General features: G+C 68.0%; 26 protein-coding genes. 14 read left to right on the top strand and 12 right to left on the bottom strand.

The annotated features are described in order from the left end of the window. Nucleotides 1–793: 793 nt before the first annotated feature. From VXD91_RS24365 to VXD91_RS24375, 3 genes are all read left to right on the top strand, one after another. Entirely contained in the window at nucleotides 794–1,198 is a 405-nt protein-coding gene (locus tag VXD91_RS24365) for a hypothetical protein (RefSeq protein WP_138230749.1), read from the top strand. 200 nt (nucleotides 1,199–1,398) lie between these two features. Continuing rightward, nucleotides 1,399–2,424, top strand: a complete 1,026-nt coding sequence (locus VXD91_RS24370) for a PLP-dependent cysteine synthase family protein (protein ID WP_234884249.1) — start codon at nucleotides 1,399–1,401, stop codon at nucleotides 2,422–2,424. Beyond that, on the top strand, nucleotides 2,424–3,671 hold the full coding sequence (locus VXD91_RS24375) for an MFS transporter (protein WP_179970404.1): 1,248 nt from the start codon (nucleotides 2,424–2,426) through the stop codon (nucleotides 3,669–3,671). The genes VXD91_RS24370 and VXD91_RS24375 overlap by 1 nt, the downstream gene beginning before the upstream one ends. A gap of 36 nt (nucleotides 3,672–3,707) precedes the next feature. On the opposite strand, the gene VXD91_RS24380 is transcribed toward VXD91_RS24375, so the two are convergent. The 4 genes from VXD91_RS24380 to VXD91_RS24395 all read right to left on the bottom strand — a co-directional run bounded on the left by VXD91_RS24380 (nucleotide 3,708) and on the right by VXD91_RS24395 (nucleotide 6,502). Beyond that, on the bottom strand, nucleotides 3,708–4,583 hold the full coding sequence (locus VXD91_RS24380; protein ID WP_082761872.1) for a polysaccharide deacetylase family protein: 876 nt from the start codon (nucleotides 4,581–4,583) through the stop codon (nucleotides 3,708–3,710). 144 nt (nucleotides 4,584–4,727) lie between these two features. Then, entirely contained in the window at nucleotides 4,728–4,985 is a 258-nt protein-coding gene (locus VXD91_RS24385; protein ID WP_061004511.1) for a hypothetical protein, read from the bottom strand. 285 nt (nucleotides 4,986–5,270) lie between these two features. Further along, the gene (locus tag VXD91_RS24390; protein ID WP_061004513.1) at nucleotides 5,271–5,915 is read right to left on the bottom strand and encodes a YHS domain-containing protein; all 645 of its coding nucleotides are present in this window, start codon (nucleotides 5,913–5,915) and stop codon (nucleotides 5,271–5,273) included. Continuing rightward, nucleotides 5,912–6,502 carry a TetR/AcrR family transcriptional regulator gene (locus tag VXD91_RS24395; protein ID WP_061009838.1) on the bottom strand — a complete coding sequence of 197 codons (591 nt, stop codon included), beginning with the start codon at nucleotides 6,500–6,502 and terminating at the stop codon, nucleotides 5,912–5,914. Before VXD91_RS24395 ends, VXD91_RS24390 begins: the two co-directional genes overlap by 4 nt. A 20-nt stretch (nucleotides 6,503–6,522) precedes the next feature. Here VXD91_RS24395 and VXD91_RS24400 point away from each other — a divergent pair, with 20 nt between their 5' ends. Next, nucleotides 6,523–7,983 (top strand): hypothetical protein, encoded by a 1,461-nt coding sequence (locus VXD91_RS24400; protein WP_142383140.1) that lies wholly within the window; start codon nucleotides 6,523–6,525, stop codon nucleotides 7,981–7,983. Nucleotides 7,984–8,276: 293 nt separating this feature from the next. Further along, a complete protein-coding gene (gene ripB / locus VXD91_RS24405) occupies nucleotides 8,277–8,918 on the top strand; it encodes an NlpC/P60 family peptidoglycan endopeptidase RipB (protein ID WP_234785388.1) in 642 nt (213 codons plus the stop codon). Nucleotides 8,919–8,971: 53 nt separating this feature from the next. Here the strand turns inward: ripB and VXD91_RS24410 are convergent, their stop codons facing one another. From VXD91_RS24410 to VXD91_RS24420, 3 genes are all read right to left on the bottom strand, one after another. Then, entirely contained in the window at nucleotides 8,972–9,916 is a 945-nt protein-coding gene (locus VXD91_RS24410; protein ID WP_138230751.1) for a M56 family metallopeptidase, read from the bottom strand. Further along, nucleotides 9,913–10,302, bottom strand: coding sequence for a BlaI/MecI/CopY family transcriptional regulator (locus VXD91_RS24415; protein WP_061006727.1), 390 nt, complete (start codon nucleotides 10,300–10,302; stop codon nucleotides 9,913–9,915). Before VXD91_RS24415 ends, VXD91_RS24410 begins: the two co-directional genes overlap by 4 nt. A 180-nt stretch (nucleotides 10,303–10,482) precedes the next feature. Continuing rightward, nucleotides 10,483–11,220 (bottom strand): response regulator transcription factor, encoded by a 738-nt coding sequence (locus VXD91_RS24420; RefSeq protein WP_061006718.1) that lies wholly within the window; start codon nucleotides 11,218–11,220, stop codon nucleotides 10,483–10,485. A 110-nt stretch (nucleotides 11,221–11,330) separates the two neighbouring features. Here VXD91_RS24420 and VXD91_RS24425 point away from each other — a divergent pair, with 110 nt between their 5' ends. Then, nucleotides 11,331–11,771 carry a hypothetical protein gene (locus VXD91_RS24425; protein WP_110784132.1) on the top strand — a complete coding sequence of 147 codons (441 nt, stop codon included), beginning with the start codon at nucleotides 11,331–11,333 and terminating at the stop codon, nucleotides 11,769–11,771. 35 nt (nucleotides 11,772–11,806) lie between these two features. Here VXD91_RS24425 and VXD91_RS24430 read toward each other — a convergent pair whose 3' ends face one another. Together VXD91_RS24430 and VXD91_RS24435 are read right to left on the bottom strand one after the other, a co-directional pair. Beyond that, a complete protein-coding gene (locus tag VXD91_RS24430; protein ID WP_110917513.1) occupies nucleotides 11,807–13,072 on the bottom strand; it encodes an Ig-like domain-containing protein in 1,266 nt (421 codons plus the stop codon). A gap of 402 nt (nucleotides 13,073–13,474) precedes the next feature. Beyond that, nucleotides 13,475–14,905: a HAMP domain-containing sensor histidine kinase gene (locus tag VXD91_RS24435; protein WP_234785385.1), complete on the bottom strand. Its 1,431-nt coding sequence runs from the start codon at nucleotides 14,903–14,905 to the stop codon at nucleotides 13,475–13,477. 448 nt (nucleotides 14,906–15,353) lie between these two features. On the opposite strand from VXD91_RS24435, the gene VXD91_RS24440 reads away from it, so the two are divergent. Continuing rightward, entirely contained in the window at nucleotides 15,354–15,980 is a 627-nt protein-coding gene (locus VXD91_RS24440) for a phosphatase PAP2 family protein (protein ID WP_061006720.1), read from the top strand. A 227-nt stretch (nucleotides 15,981–16,207) separates the two neighbouring features. On the opposite strand, the gene VXD91_RS24445 is transcribed toward VXD91_RS24440, so the two are convergent. Further along, nucleotides 16,208–16,801, bottom strand: coding sequence for a TlpA disulfide reductase family protein (locus tag VXD91_RS24445; protein WP_061006721.1), 594 nt, complete (start codon nucleotides 16,799–16,801; stop codon nucleotides 16,208–16,210). A gap of 117 nt (nucleotides 16,802–16,918) precedes the next feature. On the opposite strand from VXD91_RS24445, the gene VXD91_RS24450 reads away from it, so the two are divergent. Genes VXD91_RS24450 through VXD91_RS24470 form a run of 5 tightly spaced genes read left to right on the top strand, consistent with a single transcriptional unit; the run spans nucleotide 16,919 to nucleotide 21,182 of the window. Continuing rightward, nucleotides 16,919–17,092: a hypothetical protein gene (locus tag VXD91_RS24450; protein ID WP_170212399.1), complete on the top strand. Its 174-nt coding sequence runs from the start codon at nucleotides 16,919–16,921 to the stop codon at nucleotides 17,090–17,092. 17 nt (nucleotides 17,093–17,109) lie between these two features. Next, the gene (locus tag VXD91_RS24455) at nucleotides 17,110–17,277 is read left to right on the top strand and encodes a hypothetical protein (protein WP_162563658.1); all 168 of its coding nucleotides are present in this window, start codon (nucleotides 17,110–17,112) and stop codon (nucleotides 17,275–17,277) included. A 50-nt stretch (nucleotides 17,278–17,327) separates the two neighbouring features. Continuing rightward, on the top strand, nucleotides 17,328–19,796 hold the full coding sequence (locus tag VXD91_RS24460) for a heavy metal translocating P-type ATPase (protein WP_346416672.1): 2,469 nt from the start codon (nucleotides 17,328–17,330) through the stop codon (nucleotides 19,794–19,796). A gap of 54 nt (nucleotides 19,797–19,850) precedes the next feature. Next, the gene (locus VXD91_RS24465; protein WP_061006724.1) at nucleotides 19,851–20,912 is read left to right on the top strand and encodes a sulfite exporter TauE/SafE family protein; all 1,062 of its coding nucleotides are present in this window, start codon (nucleotides 19,851–19,853) and stop codon (nucleotides 20,910–20,912) included. Between the two features lie 48 nt (nucleotides 20,913–20,960). After that, nucleotides 20,961–21,182, top strand: coding sequence for a heavy-metal-associated domain-containing protein (locus tag VXD91_RS24470; RefSeq protein WP_061006725.1), 222 nt, complete (start codon nucleotides 20,961–20,963; stop codon nucleotides 21,180–21,182). Here VXD91_RS24470 and VXD91_RS24475 read toward each other — a convergent pair. Next, entirely contained in the window at nucleotides 21,179–21,904 is a 726-nt protein-coding gene (locus VXD91_RS24475) for a hypothetical protein (RefSeq protein WP_346416670.1), read from the bottom strand. The two genes, VXD91_RS24470 and VXD91_RS24475, sit on opposite strands and share 4 nt — an antisense overlap. On the opposite strand from VXD91_RS24475, the gene VXD91_RS24480 reads away from it, so the two are divergent. Both VXD91_RS24480 and VXD91_RS24485 read left to right on the top strand, forming a co-directional pair. After that, entirely contained in the window at nucleotides 21,903–22,220 is a 318-nt protein-coding gene (locus VXD91_RS24480) for a hypothetical protein (RefSeq protein ID WP_170212400.1), read from the top strand. The two genes, VXD91_RS24475 and VXD91_RS24480, sit on opposite strands and share 2 nt — an antisense overlap. Then, nucleotides 22,217–22,966, top strand: coding sequence for a hypothetical protein (locus VXD91_RS24485; protein ID WP_234785384.1), 750 nt, complete (start codon nucleotides 22,217–22,219; stop codon nucleotides 22,964–22,966). The genes VXD91_RS24480 and VXD91_RS24485 overlap by 4 nt, the downstream gene beginning before the upstream one ends. Nucleotides 22,967–23,005: 39 nt before the next feature. Here the strand turns inward: VXD91_RS24485 and VXD91_RS24490 are convergent. Continuing rightward, the coding region (locus VXD91_RS24490) for a cation transporter (RefSeq protein ID WP_346416671.1) at nucleotides 23,006–23,500 on the bottom strand (495 nt) is incomplete at its 5' end.

A 23,500-nucleotide genomic window follows, 5' to 3' on the forward strand; every position in this document is an offset into this window, starting at 1 on the left:
TAGACGCGAGATGGCCTCGAACCCACAGGCGGCGCTGCGAGCCGTCAGCGATCGCGTTAACGGAGGTCCCGGATGAGCCCTCAGGGAGTTCGCTCGGCCGACGCCGTGGCCACAAGGCCTGCTGACGGGCTGAGCCAATGCCGGCGGCGTGGTCTTTGTGGCCCTGCTGGTTGCGGCACGGTGCTCGCCCGCACAGCCGACGGTCCGGCGCCGATGGTGACAGTCCTGTGGGCCCCGCTCGGTGGACACGCGGCGCTGGTGGTCTACCGCCCGATCGCAGTCAGCATCAACGAAACCCGTCCGCGCAACGCGTGCCACGACATCACGGTCTTGCGTTGCGCCTCCGGCGGCGCGTTACCCACAGTCCGCGCCTGTGGCGCATCGACCGGTGGCTCACCCTCCTCGCCACAGTCGCAGCGATCGGCATGGCCGTCGCGCGTGTCTGCGTCGCCGCACACTATCCGCATGCCGTGCCGGCCGGCCTGGCGCGGGGCGTGATCAGCATTTTGGGATTGCGTTGTAGCACGCCCACGTCGCGGCAGCGCCGGTGAACCCTCTGTCCAGCGGTCAGCCTTCCCTAGGAGCCGGGGAAGGCTGACCGCCCGAGGCCTGTATCCCAGCGCACATCGCCGGGCGCGATGCGCGCTGGGATACAGATCCGCGCGCCGACCCGGACTAGCTCAGTAGCTCAGTGCCACAACAGATTTGAATGTTCTTTGAACTCGGTAACGTTTCGTATTTTGGTGATCTGCGGCACAGCCACGGCCATCGATCTGCCGGTACAGTCGCGAACGTGACTTCCCCGACGACGCGACGGCATGCAATCGCCGCGCTGCTCGTCACCGTTATCGCGCTCGCGATCGGCATTCAGCTGGGTGCTCGCCATGTCGACCCACCCCACGCCCATCCTGCTCAAGCGTCGATCACGGCAAGCCCGCTGGCGCCATCGACGATGGTTGAGCAGCACCCCCACCTTCGGGACGTGGTGACTGCATTAGCGCCAGACATGGAAGCCACCGCCGGACTACCGCGGGCCAACTCCACTCTCCTGGAACTCGGTGTTGCCGTATTGCTGCGCACCGCGTTGATGTGCTGGCGTGCGCACCGGCTGGCCGCCGGCCGCGGCCCGCCCGAACCTGATGTCCTCGTTGAGAACGGCCGAAGGTTGTTAACTCGCCTGTGCATTTCTCGACGCTGATCGGCTAGCGCAGACCGCCCGCGTCGTGTGGCCGGTCGGTGTCCGCCGCCAATTCTTCTCCTCCGCGCCACGCGGCGGAATCAGTGAAAAGTGATGCACCCATGAATAGTTCAACCAATCTTGTCCTGCCCAGAAAGTCCACCAACTCCCACTCGGTAGCCCGGCCGTGCCGGCTGGCCCGCTACGACCGGCCCGGCACCATGGTCGGCGGCACCCCGGTGCTGCGGATCACCGCCCCGTTCACCACCGACAACCGCGGCTTCTGGGCCAAGCTCGAAGGCGTCAACCCCGGCGGCATGAAAGACCGGCCCGCCATGTACATGGTCGAACGCGGCCGGGCCCGCGGCGACCTGCTGCCCGGCGCCCGGATCGTCGAATCCACCAGCGGCACACTCGGACTCGGTCTGGCCCTGGCCGGCACCGTGTACGGGCACCCGGTCACGCTGGTGACCGATCCCGGCATGGAACCGATGATGCACCGGATGCTGGCCGCATACGGCGCCGACATCGACCTGGTCACCGAACCGCACCCGACCGGCGGCTGGCAGCAGGCCCGCCGCGACCGGGTCGCCCAGATCCTGGCCGGTGACCCCACCGCCTGGTACCCCGACCAGTACAACAACCCCGACAACGTCGACGCGTACCGCGACCTCGCCCTCGAATTGCAGTCGCAACTGGGCACCGTCGACATCCTGGTGTGCTCGGTCGGCACCGGCGGGCATTCGGCAGGCGTGGCAAAAGTGTTGCGCGAGTTCAATCCCGACCTCAAGTTGATCGGCGTCGACACCATCGGGTCGACCATCTTCGGCCAGCCCGCGCAGAGCCGGCTGATGCGTGGCCTGGGGTCGAGCATCTACCCCGACAACGTCGACTACGCCGCGTTCTCCGAGGTGCACTGGGTGGCACCCGCCGAGGCGGTGTGGGCGTGCCGGGCCCTGGCCTCGACCAGCTACGCCAGCAGCGGCTGGAGCGGCGGCGCGGTGGCGCTGGTCGCCGGTTGGGCGGCGCGTCACCACGACGCGGACACCACCATCGCCGCGATCTTTCCCGATGGGCCGCAACGGTATTTCGACACCGTCTACAACGACGACTACTGCCGACAGCACAATCTGCTCGGCATCGAGCCGCCCGCCGAGCCCGCGGTGATCGCGGACCACGCTGAGCGCGTGGTGGATTCGTGGACCCGCTGCACGACGGTGCGCAGGCCCGACGCGGCATCGCTGTGATGCCGGTGCTCACCCAGTTCCGCAGCTTCGGCTGGCCCAGCCGGGTGCTGATGCTCAACCAGTTCGGCATCAACCTCGGCTTCTACATGCTGATGCCGTATCTGGCCGGGTACCTGGCCGGCCCGCTCGGCCTGGCCGGCTGGGCTGTCGGGCTGGTGCTCGGGGTACGGAACTTCTCGCAGCAGGGCATGTTCATCGTCGGCGGGACGCTGGCCGACCGGCTGGGCTACAAGCCGCTGATCGTGGCGGGCTGTCTGTTGCGCACGGCCGCGTTCGGGCTGCTGGCGGTCGCACAGTCCCTGCCGGCGCTGCTGATCGCCTCGGCGGCAACCGGTTTCGCGGGGGCGCTGTTCAACCCGGCGGTGCGGGCCTACCTGGCCGCGGACTCGGGCGAGCGCCGGGTGGCGGCGTTCACGGTGTTCAACGTCTTCTATCAGGGCGGCATCCTGGCCGGCCCGCTCGTGGGCCTGGCCCTGATGGCGCTGGACTTCCGGGTGACGGCGGGCATGGCGGCGGTGGTGTTTGCAGTCCTGACCATCGCGCAGCTGTTCGCGCTGCCGAAGGACCACGCCGATCATGCTGTCACCGAACGGGTCTCGATCCTGCACGACTGGCGCACCGTGCTCGCCAACCGCCCGTTCCTGCTGTTCGCGGCGTCGATGGTGGGCACCTACGTGGTGACGTTCCAGGTGTACCTGGCGCTGCCGCTACACGCCGCGGTGCTGTCGCCGCACCATGAATCGGCCATCGTGGCAGCAGTTTTCGCGGTATCGGGGCTGGTCGCCATCGGTGGACAGATCCGCATCACGGCCTGGTTCACGGCACGCTACGGCCGCGCCCAGTCGCTGACCATCGGCGTGCTGGTGCTCGCGGCGGCGTTCGTCCCGCTCATCGTGGTGCCCGATGACCGGTGGGGGCAACCGGCCGCGGTGGCCGCGCTGTTGCTGACGGCCGCGCTGCTGGCCGTCGGCTCGGCCGCGGTCTATCCGTTCGAGATGGACACCGTGGTGTCGCTGGCGGGCGACCGGCTGGTCGCGACGTATTACGGCTTCTACAACACCATCGTCGGCGTCGGCATCCTGGTGGGAAATCTCGCCACGGGTGCGCTGATGGAGACGGCGCGCCATGCCGGCCGGCCGGAACTGGTCTGGGTGTCGCTCACGGCGATCAGCCTGCTGGTCGCGCTGGCCCTGTACCGGCTGCACAAGACCGGACGATTGGCCCTGCAGGCCGTCGGCGCCCACTGACTGTGAGGGTGGTCCTTGTTTGGGAGGCGGGGTCGCCTATGCGGGTGGGCCGCCGGGGTTTTGGTTGGGGATGTCGGTGATCGGCAGGTTGGGGGCCGGTTTGGGCGATGGGGTCGGCGCCAGGGTGGGGATCTTGTCCGGGGCGATGTCGACGAGGGCGTTGGCGGGTGGGCCGTTTTCCCGGCCGCCGTAGCTGGTCCCGGGTTCGCGGTGGCCGAGCAGGTGACTGACGGTCACCATGTGGTAGCCGTTGGCGATCAAGACCGGAAGAAATTGGTACACCAGGTCGACGGTGCTGGAGTAGGTGTCGTGCAGCAGCACCACCGATCCGGGTCGGATTTGGGTCTTGAGCATGTACGTGCTCGCGGCCAGGTTGGCGTCGTTGATCCAGTCGAACGGGATGACGTCCCACAGTATTTCAGCGAGTCCTTGCCGGCCGGCTTCGGCGCGCACGGCTGGCGAGGACAGCCCGCCGGCGGGCCGGTACAGGTCGGGGGTACGGCCGGTGGCGGCCTGCAGTGCCTGGGTGGCTTTGCGTAGTTGCGCGGGGATGTCGGCGATCGGGATCGTGGACATGTTGGGGTGTTCCCAGGTGTGGCTGCCGATTTCCATGCCGGCGTTGTCGATTCGGCGCGCGGCATCGGGGTTGGCGGCCACTTTGTTGCCGATAAGGAAGAACGTTGCTTTGGCGCCGCGGGCGGCTAGCACCCGAAGGAGCCGGTCGGTGAAGGGGGACGGGCCGTCGTCGAAGGTCAAGGCGATGCATTTGTTGGTGGCGCAGTCGATGTGGTCGGCGTCGCGGTCCCATTGCCGGCGGGCCACGACCACCAGCACGGCCGACACGGTCACCAGCACGACCAGGAACGAGCCCAGCTTCCACCACCGGCCGAAGGCGGTGCGTTGTATGGGCATGGTCCTACCTCTGATCTCTCGTGCACGGCGCCGCGCGCCGTGTATCGCGTCGCGATGATGACCCTGGTTCGCTGTGGTAGCCCCCGAACGGCCGCAATCCGGCCGCGGGAACCACCGCATCCCGCCGGGGGTAGCAGGTTGCTGTCACCGTGTTGGTTTCGCAGTCCAGCCGACCAGGATGAAACCGCCGAGCACCAGCACGCTGGCCATGGGATAGCCCAGCAGCAGGTCCTGGTAGCCGATGAGGGTGAGCCGGCCGAGGTGAGTGATGCCGTGCACGACGGCCATCACCGCCCCGATGCCGACCAGGGCCCACCCCACCAGCCGCCGGCGGCGCTCACGCCGGTAGCCCGCGGTGTACAGCGACGCGCGGGTGGGACGTACGCGACGGATCGGACTCATCGTGGCTCACCTTCACTATGGATCGCGGTAGTACTGAGTTGCATAGTAAATGGTGGACCTGTGAAGGGGCCGTCAGTGCCGACCGACATCGGCCAGTTGCGACTCGCCGCGACCGGCTCGTCCCCGCCCGGCGCCCGGCGCCCGGGCTGCCGGCGCGGGTGGATGGGTGCGCATCTGGTGCTGGCCAACACTTTTGGAGTCGAAAGCCGTGGCGCGGACGATGTCGGCGGGCGATGCCAGCGGCGACGCCCAAAGGCAATGGACCCGAGGTCGGGGGTGCACCGGCTACGGCTGGTCGGCGGCCTCGCGCGCGAATTGCGCCGCGCACTTCAGTGAGCAGAACCAGTATTCGTGGCCGTGGTGGCGCAGGTATCCGGCGGCCTGCTGATGCTCGATGCGCATCCGGCAGATGGGGTCGACCGTTGACACCGGCGAGGGGGCGCCGAGGTGCAATGCGTGAACACCGATGGGTTCGCTGAGGTTTTTGAAGGTGGTTTCGCCTAAATCCTCGACGGGCACGCCGAGGGCGCGGGCCGCACCGGCGACGGTATCGGTGGCCAACGTCTGTCCGGCGCCGGCATGTGCGGCCAGGCGCGCGGTCAGGTTGATCGCGGCGCCGAAGAAGTCGTTGCCGCGCCCGGCGGCGGGGCCGTGGTGCAGGGCCGTCCTGGTCAGCAGGTAGTGGTCTTTCGTGGCGCAGCGCTCGAGGACCCGCTGTGTCAGGTAGATCCCTGCGGTGGGATCGGGGGACGCCAGGAGTACCGCATCGCCGATCGACTTGATGAACCGATCGCCCGGCGCCAGGGCGGTTCGGGCGAGGTCGGCGAAGTCGACCGCGAGGTCGGCGGCGTATTCGTCGCCGTGCGCCTCGGTAAGGGCGGTGAACCCGGCCAGGTCGATCATGGTGAACGTCCACGCGCCGACGGTCATGGGTGGGCACCGCAGGCGAGGGTGCCGCGCAAGATGATGCCGATAATGGCGTCCGCGGCGGTGGCCGCGTTCCAATCGTGCGCGGCGCGCAGGTGGATATAGCCCCAGCCGACCAGGTTGAACAGCACGGTGGCGGTCACGGTGGGGGGCAGGTCCCGCAGGCTGCCGTCGGCGGCGCCATCGCGGAGCAGCCGTTCGAATGGTTCGGCGAAGACATCGACGATCAGCGCGTCGGGTCCGGGCTGGTGGAACACCTCGCCGCGGGCGAGAAAAAACCCGGCCAGCACATGCAGGTGCTCATCGGCTGTGGCGCACAAGGCCTGTAGGGCAATGCGCAGCCGGTCGGCCGCCGAGCCCGGTTGGGCCAACGCCGGCAGCATGGCGCGGGTGTAGGTGTCGGCCGCCTGCGCGGTGACCGCGGCGATCAGATCGTCGCGGGTGACACCGCGCCGGTAGATCGTGGCCCGTGACATCCCGGCCTCGATGCCGACTCGTTCCAGGGTCAGGGCGTGCAGTCCCCACCGGGCGATCGCCGCGGCGGTGGCATCGAGCAGGGACTGGTCGACAACTCCTTGACGTTGAGGCATGCCCTCATCATAGTTGAGACATGAATGTCTCAGTAGTGACTCGTAATAGTCTCAGCCTGCCGGTGGGTCTGGGCTGGACGGTCTGCGCGGCCGGGGCCCTCGGGATTGTGGCCACCTATTGGGATGAGTCCTGGCACACCGACATCGGCCGCGACAGTTTCTGGACCCCCGCCCATCTGATGCTGTACGGGGCGATGGCGGTGGTCGGCCTGGCGATCGCTGCGTGGGGTGTGCGGGTTCTGGTGGCGCTGCGCTCGCTGCGGGCCACCCTGTCCCAGCGGCCGGTGGTCACGGCGTGCCTCGGCGGTGTCACCGCGCTGGCGGCGGCGCCGATCGACAATGCGTGGCATGACGCGTTCGGCCGCGACGCGGTGGAGTGGAGCCCGCCGCACATGCTGGTGATCTTCGCCGCAATCGCCATCGCCCTGGGCGCACTGGCGGGTATCGACCCGAACGCCGCGGCGTTGCGGGCCGCGGCCGGTGCTCTGCTGCTGGCGAACGCCGAGGCACTGGTCTTCGAGTACGAAACCGGGGTCCCGCAGTTCACCGAGACCCTCTACCTGCCGATCATGCTGGCCGCCGGCCTGCTGGCCGCCCACGTGATCGGGCGCGCGGTCCCGGGCGGCGCCCCGGTCACGCTCGCGGTCGCCGGCTACGCCGCGCTGCGGCTGCTGATCATCGCGGCGCTGGCGACACTGGGGCGCAGCACCCCGGACCTGCCGCTCGCGGTGCTCGGCTTGGCGGTCTACGACCTGCCACTGCCCGGACGGCTGGCACGCCCTGCGGCCGCCGCACTGGCCACCGCCACCCTCGCATGGGGTGCCAGCGCGCTCAGGCTGGCCAGCGCCCATCCCGACGCGGTGGCGATCACCGCCGTGCCGGTGATCGTGATCAGCACCCTTGTCCTGGCCCTCGGGTCGTCGCGCCGGTCGCGGGCCGCGCTGCCCGCCGCCGTGGCGGTGCTGATCAGCGGTAGCGCCTTGGCCACCGGCGCGGGGCGTGCGCACGCCCACGACCCGGGGCAGGGCCCGGCGGTAGCCACCGTCGACCTCACCGCCGACACCGACGGGCGCGGCCAGATCACCATGACCGCCCGCTTGACCGACACCGGCGACTGTGAACACACCACGCCGATCCGTCTAGCCGCCCGGCGCGCCGGCCAGACGTTCACCGGTGACCTGCGTCAAACCGGCCTGTGCCGCTACGCCGGGACAGTGACGGTGCCCGGGTCCGGCCGCTGGTTCACCTACGTCGAACTGCGCGAGGGCGATGACAACACCGAGGCCTGGCTGCCGGTCGACGCGGGCACCGCCGGACAGCTCACTCAGACCCGGGTGCTGTACCGGCCCGCGGGCACCGGGGCCGGGCACCGCAGCGCCGAAATCGCCGCCGGCACACCCATTTATCTGGTCGGCATCGCCCTGCTCGGGCTCGGCGCCGCCGCGGTCCGTCGCAGTCCACACCGTCACCACGGCGCGTAAAGTCCGCTGCCGCAACAAATTACATCAATGAAATTTGGTGCGAGAGTTAACCAGTGTGACGAAAGTGATGTACCGTGGCTCACAGTACGGCGCAACTACGTACTTGGACTGGCCGTAGATCACTCATGTGATGGCGGGCAGCACACCCGGGCATAAGGAGAACTGAGCCGATGGCCTCACTATCGCGCACGGATCGTTCCCGACGCCGAACCGCGGCCCCTGCGCGCCTTCGGGCACGAGGATGGCTGCGGCGGATCGGTTATGTGGCAGCGACGGTGTCGACGGTGGTCGCGATGGCCACGCCGGCTCAGGCCGAACCTTTGGCCGCGGGAGGATGGGACCCGTCATTGCCGAGCGTGCTCAGCGCCGGGGCGCCGGGCGACCCGCTGGCGATCGCCAATGCGTCGCTGCAAGCGACGGCGATGGCGGCCCAGACCACCATGGACCTCGGCCACAAATTTCTGAGCACCCTGGGCATCGGCAGTCCCACGGCGGCGCCCGCCGCGACGGTGCGGGGCAACCGGGTCTACGGCAAGCAAGCGATCGAGTATGTGATCCGCCGGGCCGGTTCACAGATTGGTGTCCCCTACTCCTGGGGTGGCGGCAGCCTGACCGGCCCGAGCCGCGGCATCGACTCCGGTGCGGACACGGTCGGATTCGACTGTTCCGGGCTGACCCGGTATGCCTACGCCGGCGTGGGTATCAACCTGCCGCGCTTCTCTGGCGATCAGTACAACGCGGGACGCAAAGTGCCGCCGTCGGAAGCCAAACGCGGCGATCTGCTGTTCTGGGGCCCCGGAGGGGGGCAGCACGAAGCCATCTACCTGGGCGGCGGCCAGATGCTCGAAGCCCAACAAACCGGTGTGCCCGTGAAGATTTCGCCGGTGCGCCGCGGCGGCATGACCCCGTACGTCACCCGCATCATCGAAACGTAGCGCCAGCGCCGGCCCCCTGGGGCCGCGGCCTTGTGCGTCGGTAGCGCGCTGCGTTAGAGGGCGCACATCCACACGCCCGAGGCGCACAAGGCCGCGACGGCCAGTGGACCCACAGCGATCAGGGTGGAGGCACTGCCCAGGGCTGCTTGGGTGCCGATCCGCACCCGCTGGGTGGCCGGGCAGGCCAGGCGCTCGGCGCGGTGCAAGACGGCGACGTCGGCGGCCCCCAGCGCCGAGGCAGGAGCCGCACCGACCAGGGCCATCAAGCCGTCCAGCAGGGCCCGCCTGCCGTAGCGGGCCGCGGCGGCGTCGTCGGCGCACATCTCCAGCAGCCGCGCGACTTCGGTGGCGCCGCGGGTGATCAGACGCACCCGCGGCAGGATCAACGCCACGCCGCGCATCGCCGTGACGATGGCCAGGTGCCGGCCCGCGACATGGGCGCGTTCGTGGGCGATCACGGCGGCCAGTTCACGTTCCCCGAGGGCCGCCACCGCCGCACTGGTGACCACGATGGTCGCCGGGCGGCCCGACACGCAATATGCGGCCCGCTCGGGGGTCTGCATCACATACACGTCCGCGTCAGCGGTTGGTTGGCCCACCAAGCGGATGGCCTCGGAATGCCGATGTGCCTTGGCCCGCAGTCGCACGATGGTGCGGGTCAGGCGCGCACCCGAGAACACGACACCCGCGGCCGCGGCCGCTACCGCGGCCAGCACCGTTACCTGCGCGATGCCCCCGGCCCGGCCCGCCGCCAGGTCGCACAGCAATTCCACGCACGAGGCGACCAGCGACCGGGTCTGGTGCCAGTGCCGCAGCACGTCACCGGCGACCAGCACGCCGACGGCGAGCCAGCTGACCAGAAACGCCACGATCGCGACCAGCCATGCCGCGATGCCGCTGCGCGGCGCGTGGCCGCCATGGGTCAGTCGCGCCAGCACCGGCGGACCGGCCACGCCCAGCACGATGCCGTGGGCAACCAGCAGGCCGGCGGCGTTCATGATGTTTTCGGCTTGCCGGACCGTCGCGCGATGCGGCGCAGCGCTGTGCGCAGATGCTCGGAGTCATCGGGCTCGATCTGCTCGATGAAATAGCTCAACACCAGATCCGACCGTCCGCCGCCGTCGAGCGCATCGCGCATCAACTGCGCGGTGTGCTCTTCACGACTCATCACCGGCAAGTAGCGGTAGGCCCGGCCGTCGCGTTCGCGTTCCAGCCAGCCCTTGGTGTGCAGATTGTCCATCGTCGACATCACCGTGGTGTATGCGATGCGCCGCTGCTCGCTGAGCTCGTCGAAAATCTCGCGTACCGTGACCGCATCCGGCAGGTGATTCCACACCCGCTCCATGACAACCGCTTCCAGTTCCCCGAACCCTCGTACTCGCACCCGGTACACCCTTCACACGCCTTGTCGGCGAGCCTACCGCGGCACCCCCGGTAGGGCGGGCAGCCGCGCCCTCGTCCACCACATCCACACAGCGACAGCGCGGTGTATGCCGGTCGCCTGTGGGACCCCCGGCCCGGCTTTGGTGAAAGCGGGGCTACTCGGCGTGATGGATGCACCGCGTCATCCGGTACCCATCCGGTAACCAGCGCCACGCACATTCACCACAAAGCGAGGTACTGCGGGGTCGTCCTCGAGCTTGCGGCGCAGATGCCCGATATGCACGTCGATCACGTTCTTTTCACCCGCCCACGACCGGCCCCACACGGTTGCCAGCAATTCGTGCCGACTCACCACTGCCGCTGGCCGCGCCGACAATGCGGCCAGGATGTCGAACTCGGTGCGGGTCAGCGCCACCGGTTCATCGCCGACAACGACCCGGCGCGCCTCGACGTCGATCGATAATGTGCCAAAGACCCGAACCTCGCCGCGGCCCGCCCCGGTGTCGGCTTCGGCGTGACCGTCGTGCCGTCGGGGCCGACGCAGCATTGCCCGTATCCGCGCAAGCAGCTCTTCGGCATGCCAGGGCAGCCTGACGACATCGTCGGCGCCGGCCGTGAGGCCGGCAATCACACTCGACGCGGAATCGCACATACTGCCCAGCACCACATAGGCATCGGAGAACGAGCGCAACTCGCGGCATACCCACAGCCCGTCAATGTCCGGCAGCACGACGTCGAGAACCACAACGTCGGGCGCGGTGCTCCGGGCCAACCGCAGCGCCCCCGTACCGTCGGGAGTGATGGCGACCTCGAAGCCTGCTCGCTGCAGACAGTCAGTCACCTCGGAGCTCGGCGCCGCCGCGTCATTGACAATCAGCACCCGACATCTCGCGTGGCTGCGTACGGTCTCGATCGTCACCGCTTCCCTTCTCGTTCGCGGGGGGTGACCGGCTGCCGGTCCAGCCCCAGCGATTTACTATTTGCATTAGTACTATGCAGCTTAGTAGTTATCGGGAGCGGGAGGCGGCCGTGACACGGTGGACGTCGGTTCATTGGCTGGTGGCCGCGGCGGGAGCGGCGGTGGTGTGGCTGGCGATCGGTATCCCCACCGGTCTGCTCGCCACCCCCTGGTACACCCGCATGACACCGCCCACCTGGTGGAGCTACCTCGTGTGGGTGGCCACCGCCGTCATGAGCGGCTTGTTCATCGCCACCTACGTGCGGCGACCGGGTGCCGGTCCTGTGCAGCGCCGCACCGGCGCCGGCGCGGTCGCCAACATTGGGTCACTGCTGGCCGTGGGTTGTCCGGTGTGCAACAAACTGGTCGTGGCCGCGGTCGGGATCAGTGGGGCGCTGAGCATGTGGGCCCCGCTGCAGCCGCTGATCGCGATCGCGTCCCTGCTCGCGCTGGGATGGGCGTTGCGGCGGCGCCTGACCGCCCGCGACGTGTGCCCGCTGCCCGCGCCGTGAGTGTTGTTGCGCAGCAGCACCATTGACGGGATATATCAGGGCAGCGCGCTGCCGCGGCGCCACTGCTCCCAGGGCATGCTCCAATCGCCGTTCTGCCAGATCTGTAGCGGCTCACCGCCGGTGTTGCGTACCTCCACGACGTCGCCGGGCACCGAAAAGTCGTAGAACCATTGGGCGTTTTCGGCATTGAGGTTCAAGCAACCATGCGAGACATCGGTGTTGCCCTGCGCCCACACCGTGCTGTCGAGCTGGTGCAGGTAGATCCCGTCAATGCTGATCCGCGTGGCCCAGGAAATCTTTTCGCGGTAACCCAGGCGAGAGTTGATCGGTAGCCCGTAGGTCGAGGAATCCATGATGACCGGGTTGGCCTTGTCCAGCACGGTGTAGATGCCGCGCTGGGTCCAGAACGAGATCGTCTGTCCGTTGATCGTCTGGCTGCCGCCCATACCCATTGATGTCGGCATGGTGCGCACCAGCGCTCCGTTGTCGAACACCGTGACCTGTTTGGTGTTGTCGTCGGCGATCGCCACGTGGGCGTCCCCGATCTGGAAGCTGACCCGGGCGTCCTCCTGCCCGTAGAGCCCGTCGCCGACCGCCACGCCGTAGATGTTCGCTTCGACGGTGACCGTAGTGCCCGGGGAAAAGTACTGCGGCGGACGCCAATGCGCGGTCTGGTCATCGAGCCAGTACCAGGAGCCCTGCACCGGCGGACTCGTGGTCACCACCAGTCGGCGTTCCGCAGCGGCCTTGTCGGTAATCGGTTCATCGAACCGTGCCACGACGACCGTGCCGATGCCGTAACGCTGTCCATCGCGCAGCGGTGCGCCGCCGGTGGTCCGCAGCGACACGGCCGTCTGGTTGCCGGGTACGAGGGTGGAAAACGTCGACGTCTGTTGAATCGGGGTGCCCGCGGCACCGACGGCCGTCGCTGTGACGGTATAGGTGCGCCCGTACCCCAGCGCGGCGACCGGTTTCCAGACCGTCGCATCGGGTGTCAGCACGCCATCGATTCGTCGGCCTTGGTCGTTGACCATGACCACCTCGGTCACGGTGCCCGATGCCGCCGTCACGGTGACCGGCGCCAACGGGTCGACCTGCTCAGCCCCAGATGGCGGAGCCAGGACAAGCGTGACAGGCACGGTGGGCGGCCGGGCCGTCGACTGCGCGGCGCTGCCACGGTCACCGGCACAACCGAACCCGCAGCGCTGCGTGAAGATGATGACCCCGCCGCCGATCAGCGCCACCGCCAACAACACCGAGGCCACCGCCCGCGCCCAGGTTTTCCCGCTGATGCCCAACACCGCCCCCTGTCTTCGACATTCGGACCGCGGCTGCGCACGACCATGCCATGAACTACTGACAAATATAGTAGACGCTGTGTGGCGTACCGGACGATGGGACGGTAGCCGATCATCGGTCGAAATGAGTTGGTGCCCTGTGGATTAGCCGCGACTTCGGCACGGCTAGATCGCGGCGTTTTCGCTGCCTGGGACACGCGAGCTCCCGCCCAGGCAATCACTGATCCGCTCGTGCGGGCGCGTCAGCGTTGCAGCCCGATGTGCAGTGGTATGCGCCGAGGGTGCAGGGCGCCGTGTGCGCCGGGAACATTGACGTGACCGAGCTTCTCCTTTGATCGTCGCCCGCCCCTCGCGCATGCCACCGAGCGCCGACCCGGCGTGTATCTGACGACTCGGCAGCGGCCGCTACCGGTGCACCTCCACCTCCGACATCGATGGATCGCCCAGGGGAAGGCGCACGCGGAAGGTGGTCTGCCCCGGACTTGCGTCGACGCCGATGCTGCCGTCGTGGGCCTCGGTGATGGCTTTGGCGATCGCCAGCCCCAGCCCGGTGCTGGGACTTCCCTCGGGTCCCGGTGTTCGGGCCCGGACAAATCTGCCGAAGATGTCGCCCACCATCGTGTGGTCAATGCCGGGGCCATCATCAGAGACGGAAAGTTCAGCGATGTTCTCACCGCTCAAAACCCGCAGCGAGACAACGGCTGTGGAGCCCGGCGGCGTATGTGCCCGCACATTCGCGAGCAGATTCATCACCACTTGGTGCAGGGCGGCAGCGTCCCCCCGCACCCACACCGGGGTTTCCGGTAGCTCGGATGTGTACCGATGGTCCGGCGCGGCAACGGCGGCATCGCTCACGGCGTCGCTGACCAATGCACTCAATTCCACGCTTGAGAAATCGAGGGCGCGTCCCTCATCCAGGCGCGAGAGCAGCAACATGTCGTCGACTAGCGCGGTCATCCTGCAGGATTCGGCTTCGATGCGTGCCAGCGCATACTCGGTAGTCTGAGGAAGCGCTGCGCTATCCTGCCTGGTCAGTTCGGCGTAGCCGCGGATGGAAGCCAGCGGAGTGCGCAGTTCATGGCTCGCATCACTGAGAAAGCGCCGCATACGCCGCTCCTCCCGCCCGCGCGCCACCAGTCCGGCATCGACACTGGACAACAGCCGATTCAATGCGTCCCCGACAATGCCCACCTCGTTGTCAGGGGCCGCGTCATCGCGCCGGACACGCATCGTGATGCGGTGACCGGCTTCGCCCAGCGGCGCTTGAGACGCCTGAGCAGCAACGGCCGCGACCCGATGCAAGGGGCGCAATGCGCGTCGGACCAAGATGACGGTGCACGCGGCGGCAGTCAGCGCGGCGATGATCGTAATAACAACTACAGCAACCGTTTTCGTTGCGATCATCTGGTTCGCCGCGTGCATCGAGACGGCGGAGATCAGACGCACGCCGGGGCCGACATCGGCGCCTGCCAGTCGATAAGTTCCCAGCTCCCCGAGGCTGACGGTGTGCGGCGAGGCCGTCGCAAGTGAACTTAACGACTCAAGCGAGTTCACCGCAGTCATCGGGGGCAGGCCGGGGCCAGTATCGGTAAACATCGCCGCCTCAGCGACATGGCCGCCGCGCATGACGGCGATGACCGTGCCAGGCGCCTGGCCTGTCAACCCAGCCAGGCCGGCATGGCGCGCTGCGCTGGCGAGCGACCCGTCGTACATATGCTGGAACACTGCGAGCGAAGAACGAACCGCGTTGTCGCCCATGGCTGTTACATATGCGTGAAGCGTGTAGATCGATAGCGCGCCAAGAGCCAATACCAGCGCGGACACGAGTGCCGACACGCCCAGAACCAGCTGAGTACTCAACTTGCGCAGGCCCCAGCGGGACCGATGATGGGCCAATCTCACCCCAACTCTTGCCGCTGGCCACGTGAATGTGCACCCGTATGCGGTGCAGCACAGAGGTTCTGGGCATCCGGCCATCCTGCCCAGCTGCGACTGCCTATCGACGGCACCTCCGATTGCGGGACTGCGTTTGCTTCCACGGTCCAGATCATGGGTTGAGTATCGGGCCGAAGTACGTAGTTGTCACGTAGTTCATATCCAATTCTCATGATGGCGGCCATTGCGTGGGCGCATTAGAGTCAGGGATCCCTCAACCCGATACCGCGCCGGGGGCGCCGGCTTGTCCGAATAGCCGATCGTGGCACCGGCCGCCGCGATGCGGTGTACTCGACTATTCGCGCGAGCTCCACTTCACCGATGCTCCGCTTTTGATTGAAAGACCATAATGAACCTCGACACGCGAATCTTCTACGTCATCAACGGTTTTGCCCGGAACACTCCGTGGCTGCAGCCGGTTGTCGCCGGATACGCCAACAACGGGATTCTGGTGTTCGCCGCGCTGATGATCGCCGGTTGGTGGGTCGCTCGCAAGAGCAGCGGTCCGGCGGCGATGGCCGCGGCGCTGTGGACGCCACTGGGCGTCCTTGCCGCGCTGGTGGTCTACGATCCGATCGCTTTGGCGGTGAACGAGACCCGTCCATGCAATGCGCTGCACGACATCGTGGTCCTGCACTGCAACACCGATGGCGGTTTCCCCAGCGTCCACACCGTTATCGCCGCGGCGGTCGCAGCGGGAATGTGGCTGGTGAACCGATACCTGGGCATCATCACCGTGCTGGCGGCCGCGTTCATGGCGTTCGCTCGCGTGTACGTCGGCGCACACTATCCCGGCGATGTGCTTGCCGGGCTCACGCTGGGGTTCGCGATCAGTCTGGCCGGGTACGCCCTGGCGCGACCACTGCTGCGCCGGCTCATCGGCCACGCTCGCAGGACATGGCTACGCGTCCTGCTCACCGCACAGGCCGCCGAGTCTGGCACCACTGATCCGAACCCGCCACGAGCCCATTGGTAGCCAGACCGTGGCAGGGCTGTATCGGCGCGGCCGATGACCGTGTATGCGGCCGGGTTCGGGTACGTCTATTCCCGTGGAGCCAGGCGCTGTGGAATTCGGTTGTGGTCATCAGAGGGGCACGCATCGAACCTCTGGTTCGGGTTTGAGTCGCGCCTGAAGGCGTTGGCGGGATCGGATCGTTTGGCCAGCGCCGGTGTGGTCATGCAGGACCGCTAATGCGACGCCCCTCAGGACTCCGCGGCGATCCGTTCGACGACCGGCTGCAGATCCGTGGCGAGCAGTTCTTTGAGGAACACCGCAGCGACGCGTCGGTGGCGATCGAGAATCAGTGTGGTGGGTACCACGCTCGTCGGATAGCCCTTGCCCAACGCGATGACGCTACGCATCGCGGGGTCGAAGATCGATGGATGCATCACGTGGCGGTCCGTAACGAAATCCTGTGCCGTGGCACGGTTGTCGCGTACGTCTACACCCAGAAATGCGACGCCGAGCGGTTCGGTGGCAGTGAACACTTTCTCCAGTTCCGGGGTTTCGGTGCGGCACGGTGCGCACCACGCTCCCCAGACGTTGACGACGACGACCTTGCCCGCAAAGTCAGACACCGCAATGGGCCGGTAGTCCATCAGGGCGATGCCACCGAGGTCCCCGATGACGCGGCGCGATGGTGGCGGGTCGTAAAAGATGTCAGTCTTGCCGCCGGGGGAGACGAATTCGAAGGTGCCACCTTGCGCGACAGCGTCCGTGCCGATGCTGCAGCCGGCCAGGATCGGCACACCGGCCAGCACGACAGCCAGTGCCCTCACGCGCAACCGGTTCAGCATGAGGTCCCTTCGATGGCGGTGACACTAGACAACGTCTACTATCTAGGTACGGAGATAGTAGACGGTGTTGATCCGGTGCACCAAAAGTACGGGTCGGAACGCGAGAGGGATGCCACGATGACTCAGTTTCTGCTAGCGGCGGCGCCTTTGGCCTGCCCGATTGGGATGGGTGTGATGATGTGGATGATGATGCGCGGCAATCACAGCCCCGCCGACGCAGAACAGCGTGAGGTGGCCCAGCTGCGGGCCGACATCGCCGAACTGAAGTCCTCACGGGCGCACCAGCTCTGATGTCAAGCTGGGGCGCGGTGCTGATCGTCACCGCGGCGGTGGTGCTGACCTATGTCTTTTGCGTGCGGCCGATGCGGCGAGGCAAAAGCTCGAGTTGTGCCGGTACGTCCACGACGAGCGCCGAGGTGGCCGAGTTACGTAAGGAGTTGGCGCAGTTGCGTGAACAGAGAGATCAGGGCGCGTGACCGATCGCACCGACCAGACAACTGAAACCCACCCCTTTCCCCAAGCGCCGATGGCACCCGCCGTCGAGCGGGTGGAGTTGATGATCGGCGGGATGACGTGCGCGTCCTGTGCCGCGCGGATCGAGCGCCGGCTCAACAAGATCGACGGCGTGACCGCCGCGGTGAACTTCGCCACCGAGAAAGCGATCGTGGCCTTCCCGGCCGGGATGTCGGTCGCTGACCTCACCGGTGCCATTGCCGACGCCGGCTACACCGCCACCCCTCCCACGCCGACCACGACGCCCGCCGTCGAGGCCGGTGATGGCGCCGGCGAGCACGATGAGCATCTGCGCTCGCTACGCCAACGCATGCAGGTGTCGGTGGCGCTGGCGATCCCGGTGATCGCGATGGCGATGATTCCGCCGCTGCAGATCGCCAACTGGCAGTGGCTGTCCCTGACCTTGGCCGCGCCGGTCGTGGTGTGGGGCGCGTGGCCGTTCCACCGGGCCGCCGCCCTCAACGCCCGGCACGGCACCGCTACGATGGACACCCTCATCTCCGTCGGTGTCGGCGCGGCGTTCCTATGGTCGCTGTTCGCGCTGTTTTTCGGCACCGCCGGCCAACCGGGGATGCACCACGAGTTCAGCCTGACCGCCGGCCGCGGGGATGCCACCGGCAACGTCTACTTCGAAGTGGCCACCGCCGTCACCGCGGCGATCCTGCTGGGCCGATTCTTCGAGGCCCGCGCCAAACGCCGCGCGGGCGCGGCCCTGCGATCACTGTTGGAGTTGGGCGCCAAAGACGTCGCAGTGCTGCGCGGTGGTGGTGAACTCCGCATCCCGACAGAACAATTGGCTGTCGGCGACCGGTTCGTGGTGCGCCCGGGTGAGAAGGTCGCCACCGACGGGGTGATCGTCGAGGGCGGCTCGGCGGTCGATGAGTCCATGCTCACCGGCGAATCGGTACCGATCGAGGTCGGCCCGGGCGATGCGGTCACCGGGGCCACGGTCAACGTCGGCGGGCGGCTGGTGGTTCGGGCGACCCGCGTCGGCGCCGACACCCAACTCGCCCAGATCGCCCGCCTGGTGACCGAAGCCCAACAGGGCAAAGCCCAGGTTCAGCGGCTCGCTGACCGGGTGTCGGCGGTGTTCGTGCCCGTCGTCATCGCGATAGCGCTGCTGACGTTGGGGGTCTGGATCGGCACCGGTCACGGCGTGGCGGCCGGGTTCGCCGCGGCGGTGGCGGTGCTGATCATCGCGTGCCCCTGCGGGCTCGGATTGGCCACGCCCACAGCACTTTTGGTTGGGACGGGGCGCGGCGCGCAGCTGGGTATCGTGATCAAAGGACCCGAGGTCCTCGAATCCACCCGCCGCGTCGACACGGTCGTGCTGGACAAGACCGGCACAGTCACCACCGGCAAGATGAGCCTGATCGGCGTGCACACCGCCGCCGGGGTGTCCGAGGCGCAGGTGCTGCAGGTGGCCGGGGCGTTGGAGGATGCTTCGGAGCATCCGATCGCCAAGGCGATCGCCGCCGGGGCCCGCGAACGGGTCGGCGACCTGCCCACGGTTGCGGGATTTGTCAACCATGAGGGTCTCGGTGTCACCGGCGAGGTCGACGGGCTGCCCGCGCTGGTGGGCCGCGACGGTCTCATGGACAGTTACGAGATCACCGTGCCGGCGGAGCTGGTCGCCGCCAAACAGGACGCTGAAACCCGCGGCCGCACCTCAGTTGTGGTTGCCTGGGGCGGGCAGGCCCAAGCCGTGCTGATGGTCGCCGACACCGTCAAACCGACCTCCGCTGAAGCGATCGGCGGCCTGCGGGCGCTCGGCCTGACCCCGGTGCTGCTCACCGGGGACAACGAGGCCGTCGCTCGCGCAGTGGCCGCCGAGGTCGGCATCGACCAGGTGATCGCCGAAGTCATGCCCAAAGACAAAGTCGACACGGTCGCCCGGCTACAACAGGGCGGCGCGGTCGTGGCGATGGTCGGCGACGGCGTCAACGACGCCGCCGCTCTGGCCCAGGCCGATCTGGGACTGTCGATGGGCACCGGTACCGACGCCGCGATCGAGGCCAGCGACCTCACGTTGGTGCGTGGGGATCTGCGCTCGGCGGTCGACGCCATCCGGTTGTCGCGGCGCACCCTGCGCACCATCAAAGGCAACCTGTTCTGGGCGTTCGCCTACAACGTGGCCGCGATCCCGCTGGCCGCGCTCGGCCTGCTCAACCCGATGCTCGCCGGCGGCGCAATGGCCTTCTCCAGCGTCTTCGTCGTGACCAACAGCCTGCGACTACGCACGTTCACCAGCACCGCCACCCCCGAATCCGGTTCTGCGGCAACACCGCCCGCCCGGCGGCCACGGTGGGTGCCGGCCGCTGCCGCGATCATGCTGGCCGGTGTTGTGGCGGCAGTGGTGGTCGGCGTGCAGCATTGGGCACCGGCCAGCGCGGCCACCACGCTCACCCTGCTGGCCGCGGGAGGGGTGATCGGCATCGCCGGCACCGTCACCGGCTTCCTGGCCGCCCGCAACCGCAACTGACACCGCCTCCACCCCAACCGAATTCTGATCGACTCAAGCGAACAAGGACCACGAATGAATCTGACCGCCGTATTGATCACCGGGCTGCTCGCCGGAGGCGTGTCGTGCGCGGCCGTGCAGGGCGGGCTGCTGACCGGACTGATCACCCGCCAACGGGCCACCGAGGTCGCCGCGGCCGAGGCGGCCACCGGGACCCGCCCCGGCGGGTCGACGCTGGAGGCGATCCGTGACGACCTAACCCCGGTGGGCGGATTCCTGGCCGGGAAACTGGTGTCCCACACCGTCTTAGGTGCCCTGTTGGGGGCGGCCGGGGCAGCGGTGCAACTGTCGATCGGGGCCCGCACCGGGATCCAGATCGTCGCCGGCCTGCTCATCATCAGCTTCGGCCTGGCCCAATTGGGTGTCCCGGGTTTTCGGCGCATCGTGATCGAACCGCCCGCCTCCTGGATGCGGTTCGTGCGAGGCCGTGCCCGCTCGCAGACCGCGGTCGCGCCGGCCCTACTCGGGATGGCCACGATCCTCATCCCGTGCGGGGTGACACTGTCGGTGGAGGCGCTGGCCCTGGCGTCCGGGTCGCCGCTGCAGGGCGCGCTGATCATGGCGGTGTTCATCGCCGGCACCAGCCCGCTGTTCGCGCTGATCGGTTACGCGGCCCGCAAATTGGCCACGGTGTGGAGTGGGCGCCTGGCCGCGGCGACCGGTGTCGCGGTCGTGGCGATGGGCCTGTTCACCCTCAACGGCGGTCTGGAATTGGCAGGGTCACCGCTGGCCGCGAGCCACCTCGGCCGGACCCTGGGCCTGACCGGGTCGGCCGCCGTCGCCGACGCGGCCACCGTGACCATCACCGCCGGACACCAGAACGCGGTCATCACCGCCGGCCCCGGCGGCTACAGCCCCGAGAACATCCAACTGAAATCCGGCATACCCACCACCCTGACCGTGCACTCCGATAACGCCGAAGGCTGCATCCGGTCTTTCCTGATCGACCGGACCGGGGACGAACGCATCCTGCCGGTCACCGGGGACACCCGCATCGACCTCGGGGTTCTGCAGCCCGGGCAGCTGACCTATCACTGCGGCATGGGCATGTACGGCGGCTACCTCACCGTCACCTAACAACCAACCAACCTCGACACCATCTGCGAAACCCCAGGAGCACACCACATGCCGACCACCCACACCTTCCGCGTCGACGGAATGCACTGCGCCAGCTGCTCAATGCTGATCGACGAAACACTCGAAGACCTGCCCGGTGTCGCCACGTCGCACACCTCGGTCAAAAACGCGCGCACCACCGTCGAACTCGACACCACCGCCACCACCACCGAACAGGTCACCGCAGCGATCACCGAACTCGGCTACCAGGCCGAACTGCTTGCCCCCTAGCCGAATTCACGGACCGCCGCGGCACGTTGGCCGACGGACAACCACAAGAAAGAAGGCGTATCGGTGACCGCGACGCGATGGCTGCGGCCGCAAATAGCAGCGCTGACCATTGGGGCACTCGGCTTGTTCGCCTCTGCCACGGTCCTGGCACCGCACGCCACCACCACACCGCTGACACCGGTTGCCCAGAGCCCGGCCGCCGACACCGTCGGCGGTGGGACCACCACTCGCGGCGATGCGTCGCACAGCCAGATGTCCAGCGGCGAAACGAGCACCAGCGGCAGCGCGACCACCACCGGAACCGGCCACACCCAAACCAGTGGAATCACCGCAGGCGGGACCACAACAGGCGGGACCACCACTGGCGGCACCAGCAGCGGGACGCACACCGATGGCGGTGCTGCCACGACCGGTAGCAGCGGATCGACCACCACCGGCCCCACGACCACCACCGGCCCCACGACCACCACCGGCCCCACGACCACGACCGGCCACGGCGCGGACGGGTCGACTACTGACCCAACGGTCGGCGGCACCACTGGGGCAACGGGCACCAACGGCACGACCGGCCCGGCGAACAGCGGCATGCCCACCGGGACCGCCGGCGGCATGAAAAGCGGTGGCATGAAAGGCGGCATGCCCACCGGCGGCGCCATGGGAAGCGGCGCGATGAAACCCAGCGGCGCACCCATGCCCAGCAGCGCCATGGGCAGCGGCGCCATGGGTGATCGTGTGATGAGCAGCCACCCGATGCCCGGCGGCATGCACGAGCGCACCGCCGTCGCCGCGATGCCTGCTGGCAAAGTCACCGCAGCCGCTACCGGGCGCCCCGATCCAACGGTCGCGGCCATCGACACGCCAAGCCCACCGAAGGCCGCGGCCCCTGCCGACGGCCCGCAGTTGACGGCCGCCAGCACCCCTACACGCGCGCCGTGGGCGATCGTGGCCGCGGGAGTCGCGATCGCCGCTGCGGGAGGGGGCATCGGCGCTGTGTTCGGCGCCCTCACGCGACGCCGGCCCCGTGTCGGCCTGACGTGAGCGGCAAGGACGGGAGAGGGCATCGCATGGGTACCGCACGCACACCACGCAATATGGCGAAAGCCGAACGCGCACAACGCAAAACGCTCGCCCAGCTAGGATCGGGTGGGCAGCGCAGCAGACTCGTGTGGATCGCAGCATTCGCGGTCACCGCGGCGGCGCTGCTGGCCGCGACGATCATCTGGCTGCCCGCCAGAAACGGCAACCACGCGGCAACGACATCGACCGGCCTCGATCACTCCCCAGCGACGGTCGCCGCCGGCGCCGACAGCATGCCGCCGTGGCCCGCGCCCACCGATGCTGCGGCCGCCGTCGCCGCAGCAGGCCTGCCGATGCTCGGTGAGGAGGGCATGGTCGAACACGTTCATACCCACCTGGACGTGTTGGTCAATGGCCGGGCGGTGCCGGTGCCGGCCCGCATCGGCATCGACGGCACACACCGCACGATCAGCCCGCTACACACCCATGACAGCACCGGCGTAATCCACGTCGAATCTCCGGCACACCGACAATTCAGCCTCGGCGAATTCTTCTCCGAATGGCAGGTTAGCTTGTCGGCCAACAACATTGGCGCACTGCGCGCGGCCGACGGCAAGAGCCTGCGGGTCTTCGTCAACGGCGCACCGCAGACCGGCAATCCGGCCGCCATCCTGTTGAAACCGCATGATGAGATCGCCGTCGTCTACGGCACGCCGGAGCTTGGTGAGAGCATTCCGAGCACATACAATTTCCCCCGCGACGCGTAATTCGGGTCCCGGGAAGCAGACGCTGGTCACCGCGTCACATCAGCAGGCGCATTCTTCGCCGCGCCAGGCCTCAATTCCTTCACGCACGGCCAGGGCCGCCACGAGCAGCCCGACGGCGGGATCGAGCCACCACAGTCCGAATGCGGTGTTGGCCACCAGTCCGATCAACACCGCGCCAGCAAGGTAGGCGCACAACAGATTCTGGGTTCCTTCCCCGGAGGTGGCCGCCGATCCCAATTGCGCGCCCAGCCGGCGTTTAGCGCGGCCCAGGATCGGCATGACGATCAGCGACGTGATCGACAACGCGATCCCGAGCCAGCTGGTTCGAGGGTGTTCGCCCGCGATCAGGGTGGTGATGGCGTCATACGCGATGTATGGGGCGAGCAGGAAAAACGTCCCGGCGACCGCCTTCTGCGCACGAGCCTCCGCGTCCGGGGACACGGTGCGCGAGCCGGTAAAGCGCCAGACGATGATGACCGACGCCAGGCCCTCGATCAGAGAGTCCAGGCCGAAGCCGAGCAGGGCCACAGAATT

Origin of the sequence: Mycobacterium sp. SM3041 (assembly GCF_039668335.1) — a bacterium.
Classification (GTDB): Bacteria; Actinomycetota; Actinomycetes; order Mycobacteriales; family Mycobacteriaceae; genus Mycobacterium.